The organism is Pseudomonas gorinensis, from assembly GCF_042015035.1.
GTDB lineage: Bacteria > Pseudomonadota > Gammaproteobacteria > Pseudomonadales > Pseudomonadaceae > Aquipseudomonas > Aquipseudomonas gorinensis.
The window spans coordinates 6,968,613-6,993,533 of record NZ_CP167125.1 but is presented as its reverse complement, the minus strand read 5'-3'; the positions used below and the strand labels follow the sequence as shown (position 1 = coordinate 6,993,533).

At 60.7% G+C, this 24,921-nt stretch carries 23 protein-coding genes; 15 read left to right on the top strand and 8 right to left on the bottom strand.

All coding sequences use genetic code 11. From position 1 onward, the window contains the following. Window positions 1–14: 14 nt before the first annotated feature. From pepP to gcvH, 8 genes are all read left to right on the top strand, one after another. On the top strand, window positions 15–1,337 hold the full coding sequence (pepP, locus tag AB7933_RS32070; RefSeq protein WP_024078003.1) for a Xaa-Pro aminopeptidase: 1,323 nt from the start codon (window positions 15–17) through the stop codon (window positions 1,335–1,337). Then, window positions 1,334–2,521: a 2-octaprenyl-6-methoxyphenyl hydroxylase gene (ubiH, locus tag AB7933_RS32065; RefSeq protein ID WP_024078002.1), complete on the top strand. Its 1,188-nt coding sequence runs from the start codon at window positions 1,334–1,336 to the stop codon at window positions 2,519–2,521. Before pepP ends, ubiH begins: the two co-directional genes overlap by 4 nt. Further along, complete coding sequence (locus AB7933_RS32060) at window positions 2,514–2,999, top strand: DUF4442 domain-containing protein (protein ID WP_024078001.1); 486 nt, start codon at window positions 2,514–2,516, stop codon at window positions 2,997–2,999. Before ubiH ends, AB7933_RS32060 begins: the two co-directional genes overlap by 8 nt. Before the next feature lie 9 nt (window positions 3,000–3,008). After that, window positions 3,009–4,226 (top strand): 2-octaprenyl-3-methyl-6-methoxy-1,4-benzoquinol hydroxylase, encoded by a 1,218-nt coding sequence (locus AB7933_RS32055; protein ID WP_168233073.1) that lies wholly within the window; start codon window positions 3,009–3,011, stop codon window positions 4,224–4,226. Between the two features lie 105 nt (window positions 4,227–4,331). Continuing rightward, window positions 4,332–5,336, top strand: a complete 1,005-nt coding sequence (locus tag AB7933_RS32050) for an extracellular solute-binding protein (protein ID WP_024077999.1) — start codon at window positions 4,332–4,334, stop codon at window positions 5,334–5,336. A 60-nt stretch (window positions 5,337–5,396) separates the two neighbouring features. Next, window positions 5,397–7,013, top strand: a complete 1,617-nt coding sequence (locus AB7933_RS32045; protein WP_024077998.1) for an ABC transporter permease — start codon at window positions 5,397–5,399, stop codon at window positions 7,011–7,013. A gap of 156 nt (window positions 7,014–7,169) precedes the next feature. After that, the gene (gene gcvT, locus AB7933_RS32040) at window positions 7,170–8,252 is read left to right on the top strand and encodes a glycine cleavage system aminomethyltransferase GcvT (RefSeq protein ID WP_024077997.1); all 1,083 of its coding nucleotides are present in this window, start codon (window positions 7,170–7,172) and stop codon (window positions 8,250–8,252) included. Between the two features lie 51 nt (window positions 8,253–8,303). Next, on the top strand, window positions 8,304–8,690 hold the full coding sequence (gene gcvH / locus AB7933_RS32035) for a glycine cleavage system protein GcvH (RefSeq protein ID WP_024077996.1): 387 nt from the start codon (window positions 8,304–8,306) through the stop codon (window positions 8,688–8,690). A 42-nt stretch (window positions 8,691–8,732) separates the two neighbouring features. On the opposite strand, the gene AB7933_RS32030 is transcribed toward gcvH, so the two are convergent. The 7 genes from AB7933_RS32030 to AB7933_RS32000 all read right to left on the bottom strand — a co-directional run bounded on the left by AB7933_RS32030 (window position 8,733) and on the right by AB7933_RS32000 (window position 14,820). After that, window positions 8,733–9,872: a DegT/DnrJ/EryC1/StrS family aminotransferase gene (locus tag AB7933_RS32030; RefSeq protein WP_024077995.1), complete on the bottom strand. Its 1,140-nt coding sequence runs from the start codon at window positions 9,870–9,872 to the stop codon at window positions 8,733–8,735. A gap of 156 nt (window positions 9,873–10,028) precedes the next feature. After that, the gene (locus AB7933_RS32025; RefSeq protein WP_024077994.1) at window positions 10,029–10,694 is read right to left on the bottom strand and encodes an outer membrane protein; all 666 of its coding nucleotides are present in this window, start codon (window positions 10,692–10,694) and stop codon (window positions 10,029–10,031) included. 189 nt (window positions 10,695–10,883) lie between these two features. Continuing rightward, a complete protein-coding gene (locus AB7933_RS32020; protein ID WP_041161049.1) occupies window positions 10,884–11,201 on the bottom strand; it encodes a DUF2388 domain-containing protein in 318 nt (105 codons plus the stop codon). Between the two features lie 69 nt (window positions 11,202–11,270). Next, the gene (locus tag AB7933_RS32015) at window positions 11,271–11,717 is read right to left on the bottom strand and encodes an NfeD family protein (protein ID WP_024077992.1); all 447 of its coding nucleotides are present in this window, start codon (window positions 11,715–11,717) and stop codon (window positions 11,271–11,273) included. 10 nt (window positions 11,718–11,727) lie between these two features. Next, on the bottom strand, window positions 11,728–12,648 hold the full coding sequence (locus tag AB7933_RS32010) for an SPFH domain-containing protein (RefSeq protein ID WP_024077991.1): 921 nt from the start codon (window positions 12,646–12,648) through the stop codon (window positions 11,728–11,730). Window positions 12,649–12,725: 77 nt separating this feature from the next. Then, window positions 12,726–14,405, bottom strand: coding sequence for a GspE/PulE family protein (locus AB7933_RS32005; RefSeq protein WP_024077990.1), 1,680 nt, complete (start codon window positions 14,403–14,405; stop codon window positions 12,726–12,728). Window positions 14,406–14,481: 76 nt separating this feature from the next. Next, the gene (locus AB7933_RS32000; RefSeq protein WP_024077989.1) at window positions 14,482–14,820 is read right to left on the bottom strand and encodes a hypothetical protein; all 339 of its coding nucleotides are present in this window, start codon (window positions 14,818–14,820) and stop codon (window positions 14,482–14,484) included. A gap of 127 nt (window positions 14,821–14,947) precedes the next feature. Between AB7933_RS32000 and AB7933_RS31995 the strand changes: the two genes are divergently transcribed. Continuing rightward, on the top strand, window positions 14,948–15,418 hold the full coding sequence (locus AB7933_RS31995; RefSeq protein WP_024077988.1) for an Lrp/AsnC family transcriptional regulator: 471 nt from the start codon (window positions 14,948–14,950) through the stop codon (window positions 15,416–15,418). Between the two features lie 79 nt (window positions 15,419–15,497). Here the strand turns inward: AB7933_RS31995 and AB7933_RS31990 are convergent, their stop codons facing one another. Next, window positions 15,498–16,865, bottom strand: coding sequence for an inorganic triphosphatase (locus AB7933_RS31990; RefSeq protein WP_024077987.1), 1,368 nt, complete (start codon window positions 16,863–16,865; stop codon window positions 15,498–15,500). A gap of 158 nt (window positions 16,866–17,023) precedes the next feature. On the opposite strand from AB7933_RS31990, the gene argE reads away from it, so the two are divergent. The 6 genes from argE to AB7933_RS31960 all read left to right on the top strand — a co-directional run bounded on the left by argE (window position 17,024) and on the right by AB7933_RS31960 (window position 24,914). Next, a complete protein-coding gene (argE, locus tag AB7933_RS31985; protein ID WP_024077986.1) occupies window positions 17,024–18,172 on the top strand; it encodes an acetylornithine deacetylase in 1,149 nt (382 codons plus the stop codon). A gap of 133 nt (window positions 18,173–18,305) precedes the next feature. Continuing rightward, on the top strand, window positions 18,306–19,607 hold the full coding sequence (gene argA, locus AB7933_RS31980) for an amino-acid N-acetyltransferase (protein WP_024077985.1): 1,302 nt from the start codon (window positions 18,306–18,308) through the stop codon (window positions 19,605–19,607). Window positions 19,608–20,653: 1,046 nt separating this feature from the next. Continuing rightward, on the top strand, window positions 20,654–22,012 hold the full coding sequence (locus tag AB7933_RS31975; protein WP_024077984.1) for an OprD family porin: 1,359 nt from the start codon (window positions 20,654–20,656) through the stop codon (window positions 22,010–22,012). A 290-nt stretch (window positions 22,013–22,302) separates the two neighbouring features. Continuing rightward, entirely contained in the window at window positions 22,303–22,941 is a 639-nt protein-coding gene (locus AB7933_RS31970) for a peroxiredoxin (protein WP_024077983.1), read from the top strand. Window positions 22,942–23,253: 312 nt separating this feature from the next. Continuing rightward, the gene (ssuE, locus tag AB7933_RS31965) at window positions 23,254–23,847 is read left to right on the top strand and encodes an NADPH-dependent FMN reductase (RefSeq protein WP_024077982.1); all 594 of its coding nucleotides are present in this window, start codon (window positions 23,254–23,256) and stop codon (window positions 23,845–23,847) included. Window positions 23,848–23,945: 98 nt separating this feature from the next. After that, window positions 23,946–24,914: a sulfonate ABC transporter substrate-binding protein gene (locus AB7933_RS31960; RefSeq protein ID WP_024077981.1), complete on the top strand. Its 969-nt coding sequence runs from the start codon at window positions 23,946–23,948 to the stop codon at window positions 24,912–24,914. The last annotated feature ends 7 nt before the right edge of the window (window positions 24,915–24,921 follow it).

The window sequence follows — 24,921 nt, the reverse complement described above, 5'->3', positions numbered from 1 at the left end:
AAGCCCATCTGCCCATGATCCATATCCCCAAAGCGGAATACACCCGGCGCCGCAAGGCGCTCATGGCGCAGATGGAACCCAACAGCATCGCGATCCTGCCGGCCGCCGCCGTGGCGATCCGCAACCGTGATGTCGAGCACGTCTATCGCCAGGACAGCGACTTCCAGTACCTGAGCGGTTTCCCCGAGCCACAGGCGGTGATCGTGCTGATGCCCGGTCGCCAGCACGGCGAGTACGTGCTGTTCTGCCGCGAGCGCAATGCCGAACGCGAACTGTGGGACGGCCTGCGCGCCGGTACCGAGGGCGCGATCCGCGATTTTGGCGCCGACGATGCCTTCCCCATCACCGATATCGACGACATCCTGCCCGGCTTGATCGAAGGTCGCGACCGGGTGTATTCGGCCATGGGCAGCAACGCTGAATTCGATCGGCACCTGATGGAGTGGATCAACGTCATCCGCTCTAAAGCGCACCTCGGTGCCCAGCCCCCGAACGAATTCGTTGCCCTGGATCATTTGCTCCACGACATGCGCCTGTATAAATCGGCGGCGGAAGTGAAGGTGATGCGCGAGGCTGCGCGAATTTCCTGCGCGGCCCATGTGAAGGCGATGCAGGCCAGCCGCGCCGGCTTGCATGAGTTCAGCCTGGAAGCCGAACTGGATTACGAGTTCCGCAAGGGCGGCGCGAAAATGCCGGCCTATGGCTCCATCGTCGCCGCCGGGCGCAACAGCTGCATCCTGCATTACCAGCAGAATGACGCCGTGCTCAAGGACGGCGACCTGGTGCTGATCGATGCCGGTTGCGAGATCGACTGCTACGCCAGCGACATCACCCGCACCTGGCCGGTCAATGGCAAGTTCTCGCCGGAGCAGAAGGCGATCTATGAAATCGTGCTGGCCTCCCAGGAAGCCGCCTTTGCCGAGATAGCGCCGAACAAGCATTGGAACCAGGCCCACGAGGCAACCGTGCAGGTCATCACCGCCGGGCTGGTCAAACTGGGCTTGCTGCAGGGTGATGTGGACGAGTTGATTGCCAGCGAAGCCTACCGGGCTTTCTACATGCACCGAGCCGGCCACTGGCTGGGCATGGATGTGCACGATGTGGGCGAGTACAAAGTGGGCGGTGAATGGCGTGTGCTGGAGGTCGGCATGGCATTGACCGTGGAACCGGGGATCTACATATCGCCGGACAACCAGAATGTGGCAAAGAAATGGCGTGGCATTGGCGTGCGCATCGAGGACGACGTGGTAGTGACCAAGCAAGGCTGTGAAATCCTGACCGTCGGCGTGCCCAAGACCGTCGCCGACATTGAAGCCCTGATGGCGGCTGCCCGATGAGCCGGGTCAACCTGGCGATCATCGGTGGCGGCCTGGTGGGCGCCAGCCTGGCGCTGGCATTGCAAGCGGGGGCAAAGGCCCGAGGCTGGAAGATCGTGCTGATCGAACCCTTTGCACCGGGTGACAGCTACCAGCCTAGCTACGATGCACGCTCCTCGGCGCTGTCGTTTGGCGCTCGGCAGATTTACCAGCGCCTGGGGCTCTGGCAGCACATCTCCCGCCGCGCAGAACCGATCAAGCAGATTCATGTGTCGGACCGCGGGCGTTTCTCCACCGCGCGGTTATCCGCCATGGAGGAGGGCGTTCCTGCCCTTGGCTATGTGGTGGAAAACGCCTGGCTCGGCCAGTGCCTGTGGCAAGGCTTGGATAAAGAGGTGGTCAGTTGGCGCTGCCCGGCGGAAGTCACGCGCATGGAACCGCTGCCGGATGGCTACCGCCTGACCCTCAACGATGAAACCGTACTGGAATGCGACCTCGCGGTGCTCGCGGATGGTGGCCGCTCCGGTTTGCGTGAGCAACTGGGCATCGGCGTGAAAACCCGCCCCTACAACCAGAGCGCGCTGATCGCCAATATCACCCCGAGCGAAGCCCATAACGGCGAAGCCTTCGAGCGCTTTACCGATGAGGGGCCGATGGCCTTGCTGCCGCTGCCGGACAACCGTTGCGCGCTGGTGTGGACCCGCATCGGCATGGACGCCCAGCGCTTGGCCAGCCTGGATGAACGCAGTTTCTTGAGTGAGTTGCAGGGCGTGTTTGGTTACCGCCTAGGCACCCTGAAGCAAGTGGGGGCTCGTCACCTGTACCCGCTGACCCTGGTGGAAGCCGAAGAACAAGTCCGCTCCCACCTGGCGATCCTCGGCAATGCCGCCCACAGTCTGCATCCGATTGCCGGGCAGGGTTTCAACCTGTCCCTGCGTGATGCCAATGCCTTGGCCGAGGCCCTGTTGGCCGGGCCGACGGTGCCGGGCGACCTGGCCACCTTGCAGGCCTATCGCGAGCGTCAGCGGCTGGATCAGAAGCTGACCGTGGGCTTCTCCGACCAGGTCACGCGCCTGTTCGGCAGTGCCCAACCGCTGGTCGCCCTGGGCCGCAACATGGGCTTGCTGGGCCTGGACCTGCTGCCACCGGCCAAACGCTGGTTCGCCCGGCAGGCCATGGGCCTGGGTACGCGTCCCGATGCGTAAGTGGCTGGTCGCTCGCCTGGGTAAAGCGCGTTTATTGCGTTGGGTCATGACCCTTTACCCGCCGTATCTGGGTGCGGGGATCAGCGTGCAGCACATGAGCGCCGATTTTCGCCACGTCAAAGTGCGCATGGGCCTGGGGTGGTACAACCGTAACTACGTGGGTACGCAGTTCGGCGGCAGCCTCTATTCGATGGTCGACCCGTTCTACATGCTGATGCTGATGGAGAACCTGGGCCGCGACTACATTGTGTGGGACAAGGCGGCCAGCATCGACTTCGTCTCGCCGGGCAAAGGCCCGGTGTATGCCGAGTTTTCCATCGACGACGCCTTGCTGGATGAGGTGCGTCGACAGACCGCAGGCGGCGAGAAGTATTTGCCCCGCCTCAAGGTCCAGATTCATGACGGCTCCGGCACCCTGGTGGCGCGAGTCGACAAAACCCTTTACGTGCGGCGCAAGCCGCCAGCGAGACAGGCTTAAAGCATGGACATGCGCGCAGATGTGCTGATTGTCGGGGCCGGAATGGTCGGAAGCGCCCTGGCGCTGGCGTTGCAGGGCAGTGGCCTGCAGGTGCTGCTGCTGGACGGCAGCCCGTTGAGCGTCAAGCCGTTCGAACGTGACGCCGCCTTCGAGCCGCGGGTCAGCGCCTTGTCGGCCGCCAGCCAGCGCATCCTCGAGCGCCTGGGCGTGTGGGACGGCATCGTCGACCGCCGCGCCAGCCCTTACGCAGAGATGCAGGTGTGGGACGGCAGCGGCACCGGGCAGGTCCACTTTTCGGCGGCCAGCGTGCATGCCGAAGTGCTCGGGCATATCGTCGAAAACCGTGTGGTCCAGGATGCCCTGCTTGATCGCCTGCATGACTGTGACCTCGGCCTGCTGGCCAATGCACGCCTGGAGCAAATGCGCCGCTCCGGCGATGACTGGCTGCTGACCCTGGCCGATGGCCGCAAATTGCGCGCGCCGCTGGTGGTGGCCGCCGATGGCGCCAATTCCGCCGTACGCCGCCTGACTGGCACCGCGACCCGCGAGTGGGATTACCTGCATAACGCGATTGTCACCAGCGTGCGCAGCAGCCAGCCGCACCAGCGCACCGCCTGGCAGCGCTTTACCGATACCGGTCCGCTGGCCTTCTTGCCATTGGTGCGCGATGGTCAGGAAGACTGGTGCTCGATCGTCTGGTCGACCACGCCGGCTGAATCCGCACGCCTGATGGCACTTGAGGATGAAAGCTTTTGCCGTGAGCTGGAACGCGCCTTTGAAGGCCGACTCGGCACGGTGCTCAGCGCTGATCCGCGTGTCTGTGTGCCATTGCGCCAACGCCATGCCAAGCGCTATGTGGCCGAAGGCCTGGCGTTGATCGGCGACGCCGCACACGTCATCCACCCGTTGGCCGGGCAGGGCGTGAACCTGGGCTTCCTCGACGCGGCGGTCCTGGCCGAGGTGCTGTTGTCGGCGACTGAACGTGGCGAACGCCTGGCGGATGTGAAAGTGCTGAGCCGTTACGAGCGTCGGCGCATGCCGCACAACCTGGCGTTGATGGCGGCGATGGAAGGCTTCGAGCGCTTGTTCCAGGCCGATCAACTGCCGTTGCGCTGGTTGCGTAATGCCGGGTTGAAAATGGTTGATCAAATGCCGGAAGCCAAGGCGGTATTCGTGCGTCAGGCCCTTGGCCTGACTGGGGATCTACCAGAGTTGGCACGGCCCTGAAGGCGCCGTGCAACATCTGGTAACGCCTCCGCTGAGTGTTTGATTGAGCTGCCAAATGTGAGTCCCTATCATTTGCTTTCAATTTGCATATGAGAGACCGCACCCATGTTGGCACCCAAGCGCCTCCTGACTGCCCTGGCCCTAACCCTTATCGGCAGCACCACCGTGCAGGCGGCCGACGAAGTCGTGGTCTACTCCTCGCGCATCGACGAACTGATCAAGCCGGTATTCGACGCCTACACCCAAAAGACCGGCGTGCAGGTGAAGTTCATCACCGATAAGGAAGCCCCGTTGATGCAGCGCATCAAGGCCGAGGGCGAAAACGCCACTGCCGACCTGCTGCTCACCGTCGACGCCGGCAACCTCTGGCAGGCTGAGCAAATGGGCATCCTGCAACCGTTCACCTCCCCAGTGATCGACAAGAACATCCCTCTTCAATATCGCTCGTCGGCCCATGCCTGGACCGGCTTGAGCTTGCGCGCGCGGACCATCGCCTACTCCACCGACCGGGTCAAACCCGGCGACCTGACGACTTACGAAGCCCTGGCCGACAAACAATGGGAAGGCCGCCTGTGCCTGCGCACGGCGAAAAAAGTCTACAACCAGTCGCTGACCGCCACCCTGATCGAAACCCATGGCGCGGCCAAGACCGAAGAAATCGTCAAGGGCTGGGTCAACAACCTGTCCACCGACGTGTTCTCCGATGACATCGCCGTGCTCGAAGCGATCAACGCCGGGCAGTGCGACGTGGGTATCGTCAACACGTACTACTTCGGCCGCCTGCATAAGCAGAAGCCGGACCTGGCGGTGAAGTTGTTCTGGCCCAACCAGGGCGACCGTGGCGTGCATGTGAACCTGTCCGGTATCGGCCTGACCAAGCATGCGCCGCACCCGGAAGCCGCCAAGGCCTTGGTGGAATGGATGACCACACCTGAGGCACAGAAGATCTTCGCCGACGTGAACCAGGAATTCCCGGCCAACCCGGCGGTGCCACCGTCTGCCGAAGTCGCGACCTGGGGCAAGTTCGTGGCCGATACCTTGCCGGTGGAAGTCGCGGGCAAGCGCCAGGCCGAGGCCATTCGCCTGATGGATCGCGCTGGCTGGAACTGAAGGTGTAAACGCCGCCCCTTTTGTGTCTGCCTTTAGATACTCTTCCCTGGGAATTTGCTCTTGGTCCACCCCGCCCAACGTCGCTGGTACGCGCCGGTCTTTATCGTCGCCGCGCTGGTGCTGCTGCCGCTGAGCGTGCTGTTGCTGTCCTGGCAAAGCATCGATGGGCAGATCTGGTCCCACCTCTGGGAAACCCAGATGCCGCGCTTGCTGGGCAATACCCTGATCCTGGTGCTGGGCGTCGGTATTGGCGTGACCCTGTTGGGCGTAAGCCTGGCCTGGCTGACCAGCCTCTGCGAGTTTCCCGGGCGGCGCTGGCTGGACTGGGCGCTGATGTTGCCCTTCGCGATTCCTGCGTATGTGCTGGCGTTCGTATTTGTCGGCTTGCTGGACTTCTCCGGCCCGGTGCAGACCCTGCTGCGCGACTGGTTCGGCACGGGCCTACGCTGGCCGCGTGTGCGCTCCACGGGCGGCGTGGTCATTGTTTTGGTGCTGGTGTTCTATCCCTACGTCTACCTGCTGGCGCGCACCGCCTTCCTGGCTCAGGGCAAGGGCCTGATGGAAGCCGCGCGCATGCTTGGGCAATCGCCATGGCAGGCGTTCTGGCGCGTGGCCTTGCCCATGGCGCGACCGGCGATTGGCGCCGGCGTGGCGCTGGCATTGATGGAAACCCTGGCGGATTTTGGTGCGGTCTCGGTGTTCAACTTCGATACCTTCACCACCGCCATCTACAAGACCTGGTACGGCTTTTTCAGCCTCTCCAGCGCGGCCCAACTGGCCAGCCTGTTGCTGTTGGTGGTGATGCTGGTGCTGTACGGCGAACGGCGAGCCCGGGGCGCCAGCCGACCGAGCAATGAACGACCGCGCGGCAAGGCGCTGTACCACCTGCGCGGGTTCAAGGCGGCGGCGGCCAGTGCCTGGTGTGGATTGGTGTTCGGCTGTGCGTTTGTCATTCCGGTGCTGCAACTGGTTGCCTGGTTCTGGCAGCGCGGTCGGTTCGACCTGGATGAACGCTATACCGGCCTGATCGTCCACACGCTGTACCTGGGCGGTACCGCCGCGCTGATCACGGTCAGCGTGGCGTTGATTCTGGCGTTCGCCAATCGCTTGGCGCCGACCAGGGCAATTCGCTCCGGCATCAGCCTGGCGAATGTCGGTTATGCCTTGCCGGGCTCGGTGCTGGCGGTGTCGATGATGTTGGCATTCAGCTACCTGGACCGTGAGTTGGTGGTGCCGCTGTCGGGCTGGCTCGGCGGTGCGGGCAAGCCGTTGTTGCTCGGCAGCCTGTCGGCACTGCTGCTGGCGTACTTGGTGCGCTTCCTCGCGGTGGCCTACGGGCCGCTGGAAAACAGCCTGGCACGAATCCGTCCATCGTTGCCGGAGGCGGCGCGCAGTCTTGGGGTGAGCGGCCCACGACTGTTTTGCAAGGTGTATCTGCCGTTGCTGCTGCCCGGGACCCTGAGCGCTGCGTTGCTGGTGTTCGTCGACGTGCTCAAGGAAATGCCCGCCACCCTGCTGATGCGCCCGTTTGGCTGGGACACCCTGGCGGTGCGGATTTTTGAAATGACCAGTGAAGGGGAGTGGGCGCGGGCTTCCTTGCCGGCGCTGACCCTGGTGTTGGTGGGCTTGCTGCCGGTGATCGGGCTGATCCGTCGCTCCGCCCGACAAATCGGCTAGGTGCCAGTCCTACAGCTTGCGGCTACAATGCGCGGCATTCGGTGCGGTCCGTCTTTCGGGTCGGGTCGCTGTACGTGGCTGCAGGCCTTGTAATTCAAGGTTTGCAGCGCGAACGGCAACCTTACGCACCTTCGCCAAGCCCGGAAGGAGAAACCCATGGGACAGCGTACGCCTCTGTATGACCTGCATCTCGCCCTAGGCGCGAAAATGGTCGATTTTGGCGGTTGGGATATGCCTCTGCACTACGGCTCGCAAGTTGAAGAGCACCATCAGGTGCGGCGCGACTGCGGGGTGTTCGATGTATCTCATATGACCGTGATCGATGTCACAGGCCCCGAGGCCAAGGAATGGCTCCAGCACCTGCTGGCCAATGATGTCGATCGTCTGCAGGGCTGCGGCCGTGCGTTGTACAGCGCCATGCTCAACGAGCAGGGTGGGGTGGTGGACGACATGATCGTCTACCGCACCGAAACCGGTTATCGGCTGGTGGTCAATGCCGCTACCCGCGATCAGGATATGGCCTGGATGCAGGCTCAGTTGGGCACCTACCAGGCGCAATTGCTCGAGCGGCCCGAATTGGCCATGCTCGCGATTCAAGGCCCCCATGCCCGGCAGAAGATTGCCGAGCTGGTTACCCAGTCCCGCGGCACCCTGATTCATCAGCTCAAGCCCTTCGAAGGCCAGGCCGACGGTGATTGGTTTATCGCCCGTACCGGTTACACCGGCGAAGACGGCCTGGAGATTGTCCTGCCTGCCGACCAGGCGCCGGGTTTTTTCAACGACCTGGTGGGCGCCGGTATTTCTCCTATCGGCCTCGGCGCCCGCGATACCTTGCGCCTGGAAGCGGGCATGAACCTGTATGGGCAGGATATCCACCAAGACGTTTCGCCCCTGGCGGCCAACATGGCCTGGAGCATTGCGTGGGAGCCGGCCGAGCGCCGTTTCATCGGCCGCGCCGCGCTGGAAGCCGAACTGGGGGCCGGTGTGCAGACCAAATTGGTCGGCTTGGTGCTGGAAGAGCGTGGGGTTTTACGCGCTCACCAAGTGGTTCGTATCGCCAATGTTGGCGAAGGAGAGATCACCAGTGGTAGTTTCTCTCCTACGCTGAGCAAATCCATTGCCCTGGCGCGCGTACCGATGGCGACTGCCGATCGGGCCGAAGTGGAAATCCGCGGCAAGTGGTACCCGGTTCGAGTGGTCAAACCGACCTTCGTGCGCCATGGCAAAACCTTGATCTAACTTTTCCGGCAGGCCAAAGGCTGCTGACATTTCTTCTTGAGGACACAGACTATGAGCAATATCCCTGCCGACCTGCGTTTTGCCGAAAGTCACGAATGGGCGCGTCTGGAAGCTGACGGTACTGTGACCGTCGGGATCTCCGACCATGCCCAGGAAGCGTTGGGTGATGTGGTGTTTGTTGAGTTGGCCGAGGTTGGCAAAGTGTTTGCGGCGGGTGACACGGCGGGTGTCGTGGAGTCGGTTAAAGCGGCGTCTGATATCTACTCGCCAGTTGCCGGCGAAGTGATTGCGGTTAACGAAGAGCTGGGCGGCAGCCCTGAGTTGCTGAACTCCGACCCTTACGGTGCCTGGATCTTCAAGCTCAAGCCAAGCAGCGTTGATGCCGACCTGGCCAAACTGTTCGATGCTGCTGCCTACAAGGCCGCCATCGGCGAGTGATTCCGCTGCAGGAGCCGGTCACCCGGCTCCTGCAACAGGCATTCAGCGTTTCAACACAGCCTTCACTGCCGCTACCGACCGCTCCACATCCGCCTCTGTCATCGCCGTGAACATCGGCAACGACACGATCAAACGCCCAACACGCTCCGCCACCGGGAACATGCCTTCCTTGAAGCCCTGTGCCCGATACAGGCTCAACAGGTGGATCGGCGGGTAGTGATAGCCAATGCCGACGCCAAGGGCTTGCATCTGCTCCATGAAGGTGGCGCGGGCGGGCAGGCCGTCCTGACGTTCCGGCAGCACCAGTTGGAACAGGTGCCAGTTGCTGTTTTCAAAGTCCGGCGGCGGCAGTTGCGCGCCGTACTTCTCTTCAAAGTCACTGCCGAAGCACTTGAAGTAGTGCTGTGCCAGGTGCCGGCGATGGGCGGTGATCTTCTCGATATGGGCAAATTGCCCCAGGCCGATGGCAGCAGCGATATCAGTCATGTTGAACTTGCCGCCCAACACGTCCACGTCCAGGCCGTCGAAGCCGGTTCGGGTCACCCCCTGCAAGCGATACTTTTCCGCCAGGCGGGCTTCCTCGGTGTTGTTCAACACCAGGCAACCCCCCTCGGAGGAGGTGATGTTCTTGTTGGCCTGGAAGCTGAAGGACACAAAGTCACCCGTGGCCCCAATGCGCTCGCCATCCCAGCTGGAACCCAGGGCCTGGGCAGCGTCTTCGACGATGCGCAGGTTGTATTTGTTGGCCAGCGCGTAAAGCAGCGGCATGTCCACGGGCAAGCCCGCCAGGTACACAGGGATGATCGCTTTGGTACGCGGGGTGATGGCCGCTTCCACCTGGGCCAGGTCGATATTGCGGGTCACCGGGTCAATGTCGGCAAACACCGGTGTGGCGCCCACTTCGAGAATCACGTTGGCCGTGGCGACCCAGGAGATCGGTGTGGTGATGACTTCATCGCCAGGCCCGATACCGGCGATGCGCAAGGCGATCTCCATGGTGCAGGTGCCTGAGTTGAAGGTGCGCACGGGGCGGCCGCCAAAGTATTCCGACAGCTGTGCCTCGAATGCCTGCACTTTCGGCCCGCTGGTGATCCAGCCCGAGCGCAGTACATCGCCGACCGCCGAGATGGTGGCTTCATCGATGGTGGGTTTGGAAAACGGCAGAAAGGGCTGTTGGCTCATGACGACGAAGGCATCCGTTTCAGATAGACGATGAGAAAAAATGGATCAGTACCGGCATGGTTGCACGGCTCGACTGAATATAGCCTGTCGCCTGTGAATGAATCGTCAGCCGTTGCAAAAAGATCCGCCCGGTGGGCCGCATCTCGACAATAAGGGTCAGAAGGCCATTCGAGTTTCAAGAAACAGATTCTGCTCCTTGAGCTTGCCCTTGAGCTGTTCATCCCGTGCGTTTATGCGGTTGGCAAAGGTGTTGTAGCCGGTTTCAACATTGCCCATGCCCACATAGCGATAGCCCACCCCCAGGGTTGTTTCGTCACTGACCTTGGCGTCCAGTCCCAGGCCAACGCTATAGGCGAGATTGTACTGGCGGTGACTGGCGAAGCGCCGGGTGTCGTTGGCCTGGGTACCGTTGGCGTCAATCCGCGCTGCGCCCACGCCGGCCATGCCGTAAAACGACAGCCAGGGGGTGATCGGAATGTCTTTGTAGCCATTGAGCATTAAACGCTGGCTTCGTGTGTGCAGGCTGTTGACGTTGGCGTTGAAAGGCGCCCAATAGGACTTGAACGTCGAGTTGCCAGGCAGGGTGTATTCGCCCTCCAGGCGCCAGCCTTCCCTGAGCGCGTAACCGGCCGCGAAGGAGCCGGTGAACGTTTTGGCGTTGTTGGGGCCGTCTACCCGCGCGGTGACACGGGGGCTGGTCAGCAGAGCATTGGCAAGGTCCTGGCGGGCGCTGTTGAGTTTTGCCGAACCATACCAGCCTTCCGCCTGGGTGGTAGGGCTGGCGGTCGCGGCGAGTAACAGGGCGAAGGACAGCTTTTGCATGGTCGTCGATTCACTTTGATGTAAAAGGGGATCGATAGCTTGTTGCGGAGGGGGATCTAGCGTGAACAGGACTTCTCTGGCATTCATGGGCGAAGCCGGCGCCATTGGCTAATGAATTACCAGCTCTGGCTGTAGGATATCGGCGCAAAAAAATGCCGCTTCAAAAGCGGCATTTTTCATGGGGCAGTATTACTCGGAAGCGATGGCGTTTTTCGCCAGGATGGCATTGGCCAGTTCCATGTCCGTGGCTTTCAGGCCAGGGTTATCGGCACGGACCTTCTGCATCGCAGCCTCCAGGTACGGGCCACGGATGCCGCCGTCGCTGGCAACGAAGCTGCCGGCGTCGTCCTGGGCGGCAACCACCAACTTATGGTCCTTGAATGTCAGGTAAGTCGAGCCGGTAGTCGCGCCCGAGGAGATGACATTGCGCCAGAAACTGTCGGCCATGGCTGAGCCGACGGGGAGGGAAAGCACAGCGAGGGTTGCGACAGCATATTTGAGACGCATGATGGGTGACTCCGGGTGGGTTATCTGTACATTATGATTGTGGTTAGCCCAGCCGAGTTCCATCACTGACTAAACAGTTTCAACTTTCAGAATCGCGCCATCCTGGCCAACGACCCGTACTTGAGCGCCTACAGGCATATCCGGGCCGGTCACGATCCATACGCCATCACCGACTTTTATCTTGCCGCGCCCATCGACAATTGCCTGATGCACTATGAAGGTGCGGCCGATCAGCTCGGAGCCGCGCATGTTCAGCCCCGGCTGGTCGCTGGCCTTGGCGCTGCTGCGTTGGCGTTTCCACCAATACACCGCCGTCAGGATCGACAGGAGGGCGAACAGCAGCAGTTGCCATTCCAGCCCGAGCGGCGGTACCAGGAACTTGATCACGCCCACGGCGGCGGCGGCGATCCCCATCCACAGCAGATAACCCCCGGCGCCGAACACCTCAAGAATCAACAACACAGTGCCCAGCGCCAGCCAATCCCAGAACGATAGATGCTGCAGGAAATCCCACATGTCGATCGCCTCAGCCTTTCTTGTTATCGAACGTGGCCTTGACGATCTCGCCGATACCACCGACTGCACCGATTACCTGGCTGGCTTCCAGCGGCATCAGGATCACTTTGCTGTTATTGGCCGAAGCCAGCTTGCCCAGGGCGTCGATGTATTTTTGCGCGACGAAGTAGTTGATGGCCTGCACGTTACCGGTGGCGATCGCTTCGGAAACGACCTGGGTCGCACGAGCCTCCGCTTCAGCCTGACGCTCACGGGCTTCGGATTCCAGGAACGCAGCCTGGCGGCCACCTTCGGCTTCAAGGATCTGTGCCTGCTTCTTGCCTTCGGCGGTCAGGATCGCCGACGCCCGCAGGCCCTCGGCCTCCAGAATCTGTGCACGCTTGATCCGCTCGGCTTTCATCTGGCCGGACATGGCGGCCATCAGGTCCGCAGGTGGGCTGATGTCCTTGATCTCGATCCGGGTGATCTTGATGCCCCACGGCGCGGTGGCTTCGTCGACCGTGCGCAGCAGTTTTTCGTTGATGCCGTCACGTTGGCTGAGCATGGCGTCCAGCTCCATGGAGCCGAGGACGGTACGGATATTGGTTTGCAGCAGGTTGCGGATAGCATGCTCGAGGTTGTTCACCTCGTAGGCCGCCTGGGCGGTGTTGACCACCTGGAAGAAGCACACGGCGTCGATCTGCACGGTGGCGTTGTCGGCGGTGATCACTTCCTGGGGAGGGATATCCAGCACGCTTTCCATCACGTTGATCTTGCGACCGATACGGTCCATGACCGGGATGATGATGTTGAGGCCCGGCTTGAGCGTGTTGGTGTAGCGCCCGAAACGCTCCACGGTCCACTGGTAGCCTTGGGGCACGACCTTGAAACCCATGAAGAGAATGGCGACAGCCAAACCCACGAAAAGAAGCAGTACGGTTCCGATCTGCATAGCGATTCCCTATCTGTTGGTGTCAGTGAAACGACGTTCGGCCGATTGTAGCGGTGTTGTCACGGATAAGAACGATTTCACGGTTCGACAAGCAAAGGATTTGTATCTGAATCCCCGGGCGTTACTCGTAATACTTCAGCCAGTGTGGTCAGCCCGGCGTTGACCTTGCGCAGGCCGGCGATACGCAGGCTGCACATGCCTTGTTTGAGCGCGGCCCGGCGCAAGGCCTGCACATCGGCGCCGGGGGTGATCAACGCTTTGAGCGTTTCGTCCATGACCATGATTTCGTACACGCCGGCCCTGCCTCGGTAACCGCTGTCTCGGCACTGCGCGCAGCCCACAGCTTCGTAGCGCTCATCCGCGACACGCTTGCAGTGCGGGCACAACAGCCGCACCAGGCGCTGCGCCATCACTCCAATCAGCGTAGCTTTGATCAAATAATGAGCAATTCCTAGTTCCTGTAAACGGCTGATAGCGCTGGGTGCATCGTTGGTGTGCAGCGTCGACAGTACCAGGTGCCCCGTCAATGCAGCCTGAATCGCCATTTCGGCGGTTTCCCTGTCGCGAATCTCGCCGATCATGATGATGTCCGGGTCCTGGCGCAGCAGGGCACGGATACCGCTGGCGAAGGTCAGGTCGATATTGGACTGCACCTGCATCTGGTTGAACGCCGGCTCGACCATCTCGATGGGGTCTTCCACCGTGCACAGGTTGACCTCGCGGGTCGCCAGTTGCTTGAGCGTGGTGTAAAGGGTGCTGGTCTTGCCCGAGCCGGTAGGGCCGGTGACCAGGATGATGCCACTGGTCTGGCGAACCATGGTGTGCCAGCGTCGCTGGTCTTCGGTGGGTAAGCCCAACTGATCGAAGTCCTTGAGTAGCACCTGGGGGTCGAAAATCCGCATCACCAGTTTCTCGCCGAACGCCGTGGGCAAGGTCGACAGGCGCAGCTCCACTTCGGCGCCCGCCGGGCTTTTGGTCTTGACCCGGCCGTCCTGGGGTTTGCGTTTCTCCGCCACGTTCATCCGTCCGAGGCTTTTCAGGCGGCTGACCACGGCCACCGTTACCTGGGACGGAAATTGATAGACATCATGCAGCAACCCATCGATGCGAAAGCGCACCCGGCCCTGGTCCCGGCACGGTTCGACATGGATATCACTGGCGCGTTGGCCGAACGCGTACTGCAGCAGCCAGTCGACAATGTTGACGATGTGCGCGTCGTTGGCGTCCGGCTCCTGGTCGCCGCTGCCGAGGTTGAGCAGGTCGAAATGGCCCGGCGCTGCCATCTTGAGATCCGCGCCGCTGACCGACTTGGCTAGCCGGTAGAACTCCGCGATACAACGCTGGATATCCTGGGGATTGGCGACCACCCGCTTGATCGAGCGCTTGAGCACCTGCGCCAGCCCGGCTTCCCAGGCGGTGACATGGGGTTGGGCGCTGGCGATGGTGACGCTCTGCGCGTCCACGGCCACCGCCAGGATGGCGTGGCGTTGGGCAAAGGCGTGGGACATCAGCGGCACCACGGTTGCCACGTCGATTTTCAGGGGGTCGATACGCAGGTAGGCTTGCCCGGTGTGTCGGGCAAGCCATTGGGTCAGGGTTTCCAGGCAAGGGCCCAGGGCCGCGATGTGTTCCAGTGGGTGCTGGGTGTCGCTGGCCGGCAGCGTCGCCAGGCGCTGTGCCATGTCAGGCGTGATCAGCCCTTCTTCGAGCAGGGCCGGCAACAACGGGTGCAATTCCAATCGATGATCAACGGGCATGAGGCGTTTCCTGGGAGGCGTGATCCCAGGCTAGTCAGCCGCCAGTTTTCCTCCTCCCGATGTGTATTGCAGGCTTTTACTGGGCTCCCGCCGCCAGCGCCTGGGGCCGCACGGCATCGGCAGGCCAAACCTCGAGCGTGCACACGCTGATCAGGTTTCGAATCTTTTCACCAATCACCTGGGCACGGTGCCAGCTCAGGCCATCCATCACGATATCGAGGGTCAGCAGGTCTTCCTGCCGGTTCACATTGACCTGGCGCGGAGTCAGGAACTGCAACGCGAAATAGTTGAGTACCCGGCACAGCACATCCGGCTCAGCCTCGGCGACGATCTGATAATGCGCCTGGCAGTGAGCACTATCGACGGCCCAGGCATCGACGCGGCAAACGGAATGGGTGGTTTCAACGGCGTGCATGTTGGCTCTCCAGTTTCGACTGGAGAAATTTTTACATTCGCCAACGGAGATTTCTTATCTAAAATGGGCAATATTCACGCGTACTCGAATAATTCTATTCAATGTAAGCCACTAAGCAGGTTGTTTTATGCGTAGCGAGTTGGACGTCTATGATCGCCGCATCCTGGCCTTGCTGCAGGAGGATGCTTCGCTCTCCAGCGCGCAGATCGCCGAACAGGTCGGGCTGTCCCAGTCACCTTGCTGGCGGCGCATCCAGCGGCTCAAGGAGGAAGGGGTGATCCGCGGCCAGGTCACCCTGTTGGATCGCAAGAAAATCGGCCTCAATACGCAGATTTTTGCCGAGGTCAAACTCAACGCCCACGGGCGATCCAACTTCACTGAGTTTACCGAGGCGATCCGCGGCTTTCCGGAAGTGCTGGAGTGTTATGTGCTGATGGGGGCGGTGGATTTTCTGCTGCGTATCGTCACCTCGGATATCGAGGCGTACGAGCGGTTTTTCTTTGAGAAGTTGTCGATGGTGCCGGGGATTCAGGAGGTCAACTCGATTGTGGCACTGTCCGAGATCAAGTCGACCACTAGCCTGCCAGTATTGCGTTGACCGTACCGGCCTTGTCGGGGGTAAGCGCCTCCCACATTTGATTGCATTTGCAAATGTGGGAGGGGTCCCCGATGGCGATTTACAGACGCAGCAGGGTTTTCCAGGCACGGTTCTGATACACCGCGATGGCCTGATGCATGCGCGCATCCAGCGATTCATCGGTGATCGGCTGGTTGGCCAGTTGTGCCAGTTTGTTCAGCTCGCCGTACAAACGGTCCAGCTCCGGGATGTCCACCACCTGGCGTGCATGGTGCAGCCAGGCCTGGATGCGTTCGATGCGCGGCAGTTGCTCGGCGAGGTCTTCCGGTTGCTGCTGGTAGCGCGGCAGTTGCAGGGCGACGGCATCTTCGGCCAGCAGGCGCGGCAGCCAGTTGGTGATTTGCGCAGCACCCTGACGGTTGCCGCGTACGTTGCGGTCGGCGGTCCAGGTGCGGTTCAGCAACCAGCGGGAGGTGTTCAGCGAGAACAGGCCCCAGCGTACGTCAGTCAATTCTTCAGCGAACTGTTCCGGCGCGGCTTTGCGAATGTCTTCGTCGTCATCACCGGCCTGGACCAGCGGGCGCCAGTCTTCCAGCAGGGCGTCGAGGGCGCTGCGCAGTTCGCTGGTGGATTGGCGCGGGGCGGCCTGGCCGAGGCTGCCAAGCAGGGCACGCAGTTCGCCGAGGTTGTCGACCCAGTCTTGCAACAGGCGCCAGTGGCCATTGAAGCGGTATTGCTCGGCCAGGCGCTGGCTGCTGCCCAGCAGGTGCCACATGATCGCGGCGAAGGCGTCGTCCAGCGGCATTTCAGCCTGCAATTGGGGCGCCGGTAGGCTCAGTGAGTAGCTGCTGGCGTCGTACAGGCGGTAGCCGCGCTCAGCCTTGCTGATATCACACGGCATCAGGGCCAGGGTCTCAGCCAGTTCAGCGGCCAGCTCCAGCAGGGCGGACGGTTCGCCTTCACGCAGTTCCAGTTCCAGCTCGCAGATTTCTTCTTTCTGCTTGCCAGCCACCACATGGCCCAGGTCCAGGGCGGCTTCGATCACCACCTTGGCTTTGCCGCGGCCCCAAGCGATTTCGGCGCGTTCGCGCACGAAGTCGGTGGTGAAGATTGGCTTGAGGGTTTTCTTGTCCAGCTCGGCCAGTTGCTCGGGCCAGCATTCGCCGTCGAGTTTCTTGACGTCGAGCTTGGCTTTGGGCAATTCCCAGTTGTATTCGTTACGTTCCGACAAGCCAGCGACGCTTTGGCCACGGGTCTTGAGGGTCTGGATAATGTCGTCACCGTCCTTGCGCAGGCGCAGGGCAACCTTGGCCTGGGCCAGGTCGCGCTCGGGGGTGTCGAAATACTGGTTCATCAACTCACGGCGTTCCCAGCCACTTTTGTTGCGTTTTTTCAGTAGCGGGTGCTCACGCAGCGCGGCGAGTGTTTCGCGGCTGACGCGGAGCTTGATTTCGGTTTCTTTCTGCATGGCCGGAAAATCCAGGATCGGGAGCGCAGCCGGGGAAAAGAGTGGCTGCCAAGGTCGTGCAGTGTACAGGACTGAGCCCGGCAGCGCGCCGCAACGGTTTATTGTGTCGTGCAGATGCCTCTATAGTGAGGTTCATCCGGGAAGTAGGGAGACCGCGCATGCCGTTGCCGTCCATGAAAGAGCAATTCGCCGCCTTGATTGCCGCGCCGTCGGTCAGTTGTACCCAGGCGTCTCTCGACCAGAGCAATCGCCCGGTGATCGATCTGCTCGCCAGTTGGCTGGGCGACCTGGGATTCGCCATCGACATCCAGCCCGTCAGCCCCGGCAAGTTCAACCTGTTGGCCAGTTTCGGCAGCGGCCCGGGTGGCTTGGTGCTGGCAGGTCATAGTGACACCGTTCCTTATGACCCGGCGCTGTGGAAGACCGACCCCCTCAAGCTGACGGAAGTCGATGGCCGCTGGGTCGGATTGGGCAGTTGTGACATGAAGGGTTTCTTCGCGCTGGCCATCGAAGCGGTGTTGCCGCTGCTGGAGCAGCCGTTCAAGCAGCCGCTGCTGATCCTCGCCACCTGTGATGAAGAGAGCTCCATGTCTGGCGCCCGTGCCTTGGCGGCCGCCGGGCGCCCGCTGGGGCGTGCGGCGGTGATTGGCGAGCCGACCGGCCTCAAGCCGATCCGCCTGCACAAAGGCGTGATGATGGAGCGCATCGATATTCTCGGCCAAAGCGGCCATTCGTCAGACCCGAGCCTGGGCCACAGCGCCCTTGAGGCCATGCACGATGCCATCGGCGAATTGCGCGGCCTGCGCCTGGCCTGGCAGCGCGAGTACCGCAACCCGCAATTCAGTGTGCCGCAGCCGACCCTGAATTTCGGCTGCATCCATGGCGGCGACAATCCCAACCGCATCTGTGGCCAGTGTTCCCTGGAATTTGACCTGCGGCCCCTGCCGGGCATGGACCCCCAGGCGTTGCGCGCCGCCATCCGGCAGAGACTCGAACCGCTCGCCGAACGCCATCAAGTCAAGATCGACTACGCGCCGTTGTTCCCCGAAGTGCCGCCGTTCGAACAGGCCGAAGACGCCGAGCTGGTGCGGGTAGCGGAACGATTGACCGGTCATCGTGCCGAAGCAGTAGCGTTTGGCACCGAAGCGCCTTATCTTCAGCGCCTTGGTTGTGAAACCCTGGTATTGGGCCCCGGCGATATCGCTTGTGCCCACCAGCCGGGCGAGTACCTCGAAATGTCACGCTTGACGCCTACAGTGCGTCTATTGCGTGAGCTGATCGAGCATTACTGCCTCAAACCTGCATAAATTAACCCCCGTCCATTCGTACATAAGGAGAGCGAGCGTGTCGCCAAGCCTGTTCCGACGATAACCATCAGCCCGCTGTGCGTTTTCACGACTCATCCTTTTTCGGCTGCTTTTTATTACAGGCCCAGGTTCCATGCCCGAATACGTCAATTGGCTTCGTCACGCTTCGCCCTACATCAACGCCCACCGCGACTGCACCTTTGTGGTCATGCTGCCCGGCGACGGTGTGGAACACCCGAATTTCGGCAATATCGTCCACGACCTGGTGCTGCTTCACAGCCTGGGCGTGCGCCTGGTGCTGGTGCACGGTTCGCGCCCGCAGATCGAAGCACGCCTTGAAGCACGCGGCCTGACCCCGGCTTACCACGATGGTTTGCGCATCACCGATGCCGCAACACTGGAATGCGTGATCGATGCGGTCGGCCACCTGCGTATCGCTATCGAGGCGCGGCTGTCCATGGACATGGCCTCGTCGCCGATGCAGGGTTCGCGCCTGCGGGTGGCCAGCGGCAACCTGGTCACCGCGCGGCCGATCGGCGTGCTCGAAGGCGTGGACTACCACCACACCGGCGAAGTGCGCCGGGTCGACCGCAAGGGCATCAATCGCCTGCTGGACGAGCGCTCCATTGTGCTGTTGTCGCCCCTGGGGTATTCGCCCACCGGCGAGATCTTCAACCTGGCCTGCGAAGACGTCGCCACCCGTGCCGCCATCGACCTGGGCGCCGACAAGCTGCTGCTGTTTGGCGCCGACCTGGGCCTGATCGATGAAAACGGTCGCCTGGTCCGTGAACTGCGCCCGCAACAAGTGCCGGCGCACCTGCAACGCCTGGGCAGCAGCAACTACCAGGCCGAATTGCTCGATGCAGCGGCCCAGGCCTGCCGTGGCGGGGTAGGGCGCAGCCATATCGTCAGCTACGCCGAAGACGGCGCATTGCTCACCGAACTGTTTACCCGGGACGGCGGCGGTACGCTGGTGGCCCAGGAGCAATTCGAACTGGTGCGCGAAGCGGCGATTGAAGACGTCGGCGGCTTGCTTGACTTGATCAGCCCGCTGGAAGAGCAGGGCATCCTGGTGCGCCGCTCGCGGGAGGTGCTGGAGCGTGAGATCGAGCAATTCAGCGTGGTGGAGCGCGAAGGCATGATCATCGCCTGTGCGGCGCTGTATCAGATTGCGGAGTCGGACGCGGGGGAGCTGGCGTGCCTGGCGGTCAACCCGGAGTACCGCCATGGTGGCCGTGGTGATGAGCTGCTGGAGCGCATCGAGACGCGTGCCCGGGCGCAGGGCTTGAAGACGTTGTTCGTCCTCACCACGCGCACGGCCCATTGGTTCCGTGAGCGCGGTTTCGTACCGAGCAGTGTGGACCGCCTACCGTCGGCACGGGCGTCACTGTACAACTATCAGCGTAACTCGAAGATTTTCGAGAAGGCCCTGTAGGCCCGACTCGATAGATGAATGAAGTTGCAATGTGGGGCGGGCTTGCTCCCGATGCGGTGGATTAGTCAATGAGTGTCGATCTGAACTACCGAAATCGGGAGCAAGCCCCCTCCCACATTTGATCTGTCCAGGGCTGATAAATACGTCGGTCACACTGCATCGATCCCTTCCCCCATACCTTCAAAACCCTTGCCGTGTCCCCTTTAAGCGGGGCGTCGGCTTGTCGCGCCTGTGCATTCTGGAATGTAAGGCCGGCCAACGGTTCGGGGATACCGGCGGTGTTTAAACCTGTCAGTTTGGCGATTTTCTGTGTCGGTTAAAATCCATCATCCGGCCGTCTTTCTGGGCCACCTGGTCGGCGGATTTCAGGTTCACGCCGTTGATTTGTCTGGTGCCCAGCCCCCAAAGGCGCCAGTGCAACAGGCAGGCCGTAATGAGACAAGGAGGGGGTAATGGTTTTTGTCGAGCCGGTCTTGGGGTGCGTCAATTTGGCTGCCGTGAACCCCTACTAAAGTTTCAGAATTCTTGATTTGAGCCGATACGATCAAGGCGGCAGTGGGTAGATTGCACTAGGCTGCCGTGGTCAGAACGCTCCATACGACGGCTTTAATCCCGGAAAAAATATTAGCGATACAAAAACTGTAACAAATTGACGGGAGGATGCGCGTTTGGCCATGATGGCGTCGCTTTTTTGATCGTGGGTGACGTATGCAACCTCGCGGCCACACTAAGCGATCTAAAAAAAGGCTAACAAATACCCTTTAGGAATTAGCTCGTGGAGTAGTTGGTCTACGCTGACTCGCTCACCCCATGCTAGGGCTTATTCCCAAATCGTATGAAAAAGAATGAAACAATTCTTTTTGGGTGTATGAAAAACTCATTACCCTGCAGGGACCAAATCAACTGTGATTAGACGAAGGTAGTAGACACACAAGGTTACGATTGACTTGTCAGTCACTATCCGGTGCTAATCGCGCATCTGTGGATCGAGGGCGTCAGACCCGAGACCAAAGAAATACAAAAATTAGAAATGAGAGGAGCGGTACATGAAGAAGTCCACCTTGGCACTGTCTGTAGCTTTGGGCGTAATCGCTCAGCAAGCAGGCGCTGCCGGTTTCATCGAAGACAGCCACGCCACACTGAGTGCGCGTAACTTCTACATCAACACTGATAACCGCAATGGCGCTGACACGGCTACCAGCCACAGCAAAAACGCGGAGTGGGGCCAGGGTTTTGACCTGCGTTTCATCTCGGGCTACACCCAAGGTACGGTGCAGTTCGGTGTTGACGCTATTGGCCTGTACGGCGTTCGCTTGGATTCCAGCCGCGCGGAACACGGGAACTACAACGGTACGCTTTCGGGCGGTACTGTATTCCCAAGCGATGGCAACGAGGCCGTCAACGATTTCGCCAGCCTGGGTGTAACCGGCAAGGTCAAGATCTCCCAAACCGAGCTGAAGCTGGGCACCCTGCAGCCTAAGCTGCCAGTTATCGTGACCAACGATGGTCGTCTGCTGCCGCAAACCTTCCAAGGTGGCCAGATCACTACCAACGACATCAAGGATTTGACCTTGGTTGCTGGTCAGGTCGAAAAGGCCAAAGGTCGTAACTCCAGCAACAACGAAAACCTGTCGATTGGCGGTGCCAACGGCAGCTCCAACTACAGCGCAGGCAAGTTCACCAACAAGTTCTACTACGCTGGTGGTGACTACAAGCTCACCAAAGACCTGACCGCCCAGTACTACTACGGCAACCTGGAAGACTTCTACAAGCAGCACTTCCTGGGTCTGACCCACAACTGGGCAATCGGCCCGGGCGTTTTGAAGTCTGACCTGCGTTACTTCAATAGCTCCGACGACGGCAAAAACGGCAACACCCCTGCTTATTACAGCAGCGGTAACTACAACGGTGTCACCAGTGGCAAGGGCAAGGTTGACAACAACCTGTACAGCGGCCTGTTCCTGTACACCGTCGCCGGTCACACCTTCGGTGGTGGTTACCAGGTCAGCAACGGTAGCAGCGACTTCCCTTGGTTGAACCAAGGCGACGGTTCGTCGGCTTACCTGACCACTGACATGCAGATTCAGAAGTTTGCCCGTGCCGGCGAACGCACCTGGCAAGCTCGCTACGCTTATGATTTCGCTAAAGTCGGCGTACCTGGCCTGACTGCCGGTGTTGTTTACCTCAAAGGCAGTGACATTGACACTGTGAACGCTAGCCGTACCGAGTTCACTGGTCAGTCCGAGTGGGAGCGTGATATCACCGTTGCCTACGTGATCCCAGAAGGCCCACTGAAAAACCTGGGTGTCGCTTGGAAAAACGCAATGTGGCGTACTGATATTGCTTCCGCACGTGACCAGGACGAAAACCGCCTGATCGTCAGCTATTCGCTGCCACTGTTCTAGTAGCGTAACGCTGTTGTAAGACTGTAAACCTTGCCCGGCGCAACGCCGGGCAAGGTGTCTTGCTTTTCAAGTCGGGCTCAACCCCCGCAAGCCCTTCCTGAACCCCTCTTCGTACAGCGTCTCAAGGCCTTCTCAAACCTTGAAATGGATGTTGCTCCTTGCCCGTTCCGGCGTCCAATGAACAGATTTTTAATATTCCATTATCATCTAGATAAATCGATATTTATTCTTTTTAAATTATCCACAATGCATGCACAGTGGGCTCCATAGCACTCACCAGGAGCCACACCATGAGCCTAAGACTGGGCGACATCGCCCCCGACTTCGAACAGGATTCCAGCGCCGGCAAGATTCGTTTCCACGAATGGCTGGGCGACAGCTGGGGGGTGTTGTTTTCCCACCCGGCAGACTTCACCCCGGTGTGCACCACCGAGTTGGGCTTTACCGCCAAGCTCAAGGACGAATTCGCCAAGCGCGGCGTCAAGGCCATCGCCCTGTCGGTAGACCCGGTGGACTCGCACCACAAGTGGATCGAAGACATCAACGAAACCCAGCACACGATCGTCAACTTCCCGATCCTGGCCGATGCCGACCGCAAGGTCTCGGACCTCTACGACTTGATCCACCCGAACGCCAGTGACACCCTCACCGTACGTTCCTTGTTCGTGATCGACCCGAACAAGAAGATCCGCCTGACCATCACCTACCCGGCCAGCACCGGTCGCAATTTCCACGAAATCCTGCGGGTGATCGACTCGTTGCAACTGACCGACAACTACAAAGTCGCGACGCCCGCCAACTGGCAGGACGGCGATGAAGTGGTGATCGTGCCGTCGCTCAAGGACGAGGAAGAGATCAAGAAGCGCTTTCCGAAGGGGTATCGAGCGGTGAAGCCATACCTGCGTCTCACCCCGCAACCCAACCGCTGACACAGGACCTATGTGGGAGGGGGCTTGCTCCCGATAGCGTCAGGACTGAATGTGTCGACTGACACGCTGCTATCGGGAGCAAGCCCCCTCCCACAGGTTGAGCGCATTTCAAGTCACACATAGCAGGGGTTTTCAGGCCGTTTCGACGGCCTTTTTTTTCGCCTGTGAATTTATCTATGCTTTATGCATTTAAAGAATAAACAAATGAAAAAATAAGATTTATAGATATATAAATCTGCTGATATGGTCTGTTCCATCTTGGCGCCATCGCCACACAGCGAACCGCCGACACTTGCTTAAGGAATTTCCTAGATGCTGGTCGTAACACTTGGAGGCAGTCCCAGCCAGCGTTCGCGCTCCGGGGTGTTGCTGGATAAAACCCGTCAGTGGTTGCAACACAAAGGCGTGGAAGTCGTGAGTTACCAGATACGGGACTTCCCGGCCGAAGACTTGCTGCACGCCCGCTTCGACAGCCCCAAGGTCATCGACCTGCTGCAACAGGTGGCCAATGCAGACGGCCTGGTGATCGCCACGCCGGTGTACAAGGCCTCGTTCTCCGGCGCGCTGAAGACCGTGCTCGACCTGCTGCCGGAACGCGCCCTGGCCCACAAGATCGTGCTGCCCATGGCGACCGGCGGCAGCATCGCCCACATGTTGGCGGTGGACTACGCGCTCAAGCCGGTGTTGTCGGCATTGAAAGCCCAGGAGCTGCTCCACGGGATTTTCGCCGAAGACAGCCAGATCGCCTATGGCGAAGGCAGTGCCCAGGCGCAGTTGGTGCCGGTGCTCGAACACCGTTTGCACGAGGCCCTGGAGACGCTTTATGGCGCCATGGCCCGTCGCCCGAAACCGCTGGACCCGCATGTGTTGAATGAACGTTTGTTGAGTGCTCGCTGGAGCATTTAAGTAAGCCTCACCGCTATATAGAAGTACTCACCTTACTCAGCCGCCAACGGCCAAGCAGGTGCAGCCAACCCCTTCATCGCATTTTTGGAGAGAGCGCCATGCGCACTGTCATCTTGCGTCGTGGTCTGGTCGCGCTGTTTGCCGCGGCTGTGTCCTTCGGCGCCATCGTTCAAGCCCACGCCGCCGAAACCCTGCGGATCGGTTATCAGAAGTACGGCACCCTGGTGCTGCTCAAGGCCAAGGGCACCCTGGAAAAACGCCTGGCCGCCCAAGGCGTGCAGGTGCAATGGACTGAGTTCCCTGGCGGCCCGCAGTTGCTCGAAGGCTTGAACGTGGGCTCCATCGACTTCGGCGTCACCGGCGAGACCCCGCCGGTGTTTGCCCAGGCGGCCGGTGCCGACTTGCTCTACGTTGCCTACGAGCCGCCCGCGCCGACCAGCGAAGCGATCCTGGTACCGAAAGATTCGCCGATCAAATCCGTGGCCGAACTCAAGGGCAAGAAAGTTGTGCTCAATAAAGGCTCGAACGTGCACTACCTGCTGGTACGTGCCCTGGAAGACGCCGGCCTGAAATACACCGATGTACAAACCGTATTCCTGCCGCCCGCCGATGCCCGTGCCGCGTTCGAGCGTGGCAGTGTCGACGCCTGGGTTATCTGGGACCCGTATCAGGCCGCCGCCGAGAAACAACTGCAAGCGCGCACCCTGCGTGACGGCACCGGCATTGCCGACAACCACCAGTTCTACCTGGCCACCAAACCCTATGCCGAAAAACACCCCGAAGTGATCAAGGCGCTGGTGGAAGAAGTACGCGCGGTGGGCGAATGGTCCAAGGCCAACCCCCAGGAAGTCACCGAACAAGTCGCTCCGCTGCTTGGCTTGCCGGCCGACATCACCCTGACTTCGGTGAAGCGGCAAGGCTACGGCGCGCTGTTCCTGACCCCGGAAGTGGTGGCGGCCCAGCAGAAAATCGCTGACAGCTTCTACCAACTCAAATTGATCCCCAAACCCTTGAGCATCAAGGACGTGATCTGGACGCCACCTGCCGCCGTGGCCAAAGCGCCGTAATTCGACT

Excerpts from the sequence above, each read along its gene's own strand:
- pepP (WP_024078003.1), top strand. The coding sequence starts at position 15 with ATGATCCATATCCCCAAAGCGGAATACACCCGGCGCCGCAAGGCGCTC.
- ubiH (WP_024078002.1), top strand. The coding sequence starts at position 1,334 with ATGAGCCGGGTCAACCTGGCGATCATCGGTGGCGGCCTGGTGGGCGCC.
- AB7933_RS32060 (WP_024078001.1), top strand. The coding sequence starts at position 2,514 with ATGCGTAAGTGGCTGGTCGCTCGCCTGGGTAAAGCGCGTTTATTGCGT.
- AB7933_RS32055 (WP_168233073.1), top strand. The coding sequence starts at position 3,009 with ATGCGCGCAGATGTGCTGATTGTCGGGGCCGGAATGGTCGGAAGCGCC.
- AB7933_RS32050 (WP_024077999.1), top strand. The coding sequence starts at position 4,332 with ATGTTGGCACCCAAGCGCCTCCTGACTGCCCTGGCCCTAACCCTTATC.
- gcvT (WP_024077997.1), top strand. The coding sequence starts at position 7,170 with ATGGGACAGCGTACGCCTCTGTATGACCTGCATCTCGCCCTAGGCGCG.
- gcvH (WP_024077996.1), top strand. The coding sequence starts at position 8,304 with ATGAGCAATATCCCTGCCGACCTGCGTTTTGCCGAAAGTCACGAATGG.
- AB7933_RS32030 (WP_024077995.1), bottom strand. The coding sequence starts at position 9,872 with ATGAGCCAACAGCCCTTTCTGCCGTTTTCCAAACCCACCATCGATGAA.
- AB7933_RS32025 (WP_024077994.1), bottom strand. The coding sequence starts at position 10,694 with ATGCAAAAGCTGTCCTTCGCCCTGTTACTCGCCGCGACCGCCAGCCCT.
- AB7933_RS32020 (WP_041161049.1), bottom strand. The coding sequence starts at position 11,201 with ATGCGTCTCAAATATGCTGTCGCAACCCTCGCTGTGCTTTCCCTCCCC.
- AB7933_RS32015 (WP_024077992.1), bottom strand. The coding sequence starts at position 11,717 with ATGTGGGATTTCCTGCAGCATCTATCGTTCTGGGATTGGCTGGCGCTG.
- AB7933_RS32010 (WP_024077991.1), bottom strand. The coding sequence starts at position 12,648 with ATGCAGATCGGAACCGTACTGCTTCTTTTCGTGGGTTTGGCTGTCGCC.
- AB7933_RS32005 (WP_024077990.1), bottom strand. The coding sequence starts at position 14,405 with ATGCCCGTTGATCATCGATTGGAATTGCACCCGTTGTTGCCGGCCCTG.
- AB7933_RS32000 (WP_024077989.1), bottom strand. The coding sequence starts at position 14,820 with ATGCACGCCGTTGAAACCACCCATTCCGTTTGCCGCGTCGATGCCTGG.
- AB7933_RS31995 (WP_024077988.1), top strand. The coding sequence starts at position 14,948 with ATGCGTAGCGAGTTGGACGTCTATGATCGCCGCATCCTGGCCTTGCTG.
- AB7933_RS31990 (WP_024077987.1), bottom strand. The coding sequence starts at position 16,865 with ATGCAGAAAGAAACCGAAATCAAGCTCCGCGTCAGCCGCGAAACACTC.
- argE (WP_024077986.1), top strand. The coding sequence starts at position 17,024 with ATGCCGTTGCCGTCCATGAAAGAGCAATTCGCCGCCTTGATTGCCGCG.
- argA (WP_024077985.1), top strand. The coding sequence starts at position 18,306 with ATGCCCGAATACGTCAATTGGCTTCGTCACGCTTCGCCCTACATCAAC.
- AB7933_RS31975 (WP_024077984.1), top strand. The coding sequence starts at position 20,654 with ATGAAGAAGTCCACCTTGGCACTGTCTGTAGCTTTGGGCGTAATCGCT.
- AB7933_RS31970 (WP_024077983.1), top strand. The coding sequence starts at position 22,303 with ATGAGCCTAAGACTGGGCGACATCGCCCCCGACTTCGAACAGGATTCC.
- ssuE (WP_024077982.1), top strand. The coding sequence starts at position 23,254 with ATGCTGGTCGTAACACTTGGAGGCAGTCCCAGCCAGCGTTCGCGCTCC.
- AB7933_RS31960 (WP_024077981.1), top strand. The coding sequence starts at position 23,946 with ATGCGCACTGTCATCTTGCGTCGTGGTCTGGTCGCGCTGTTTGCCGCG.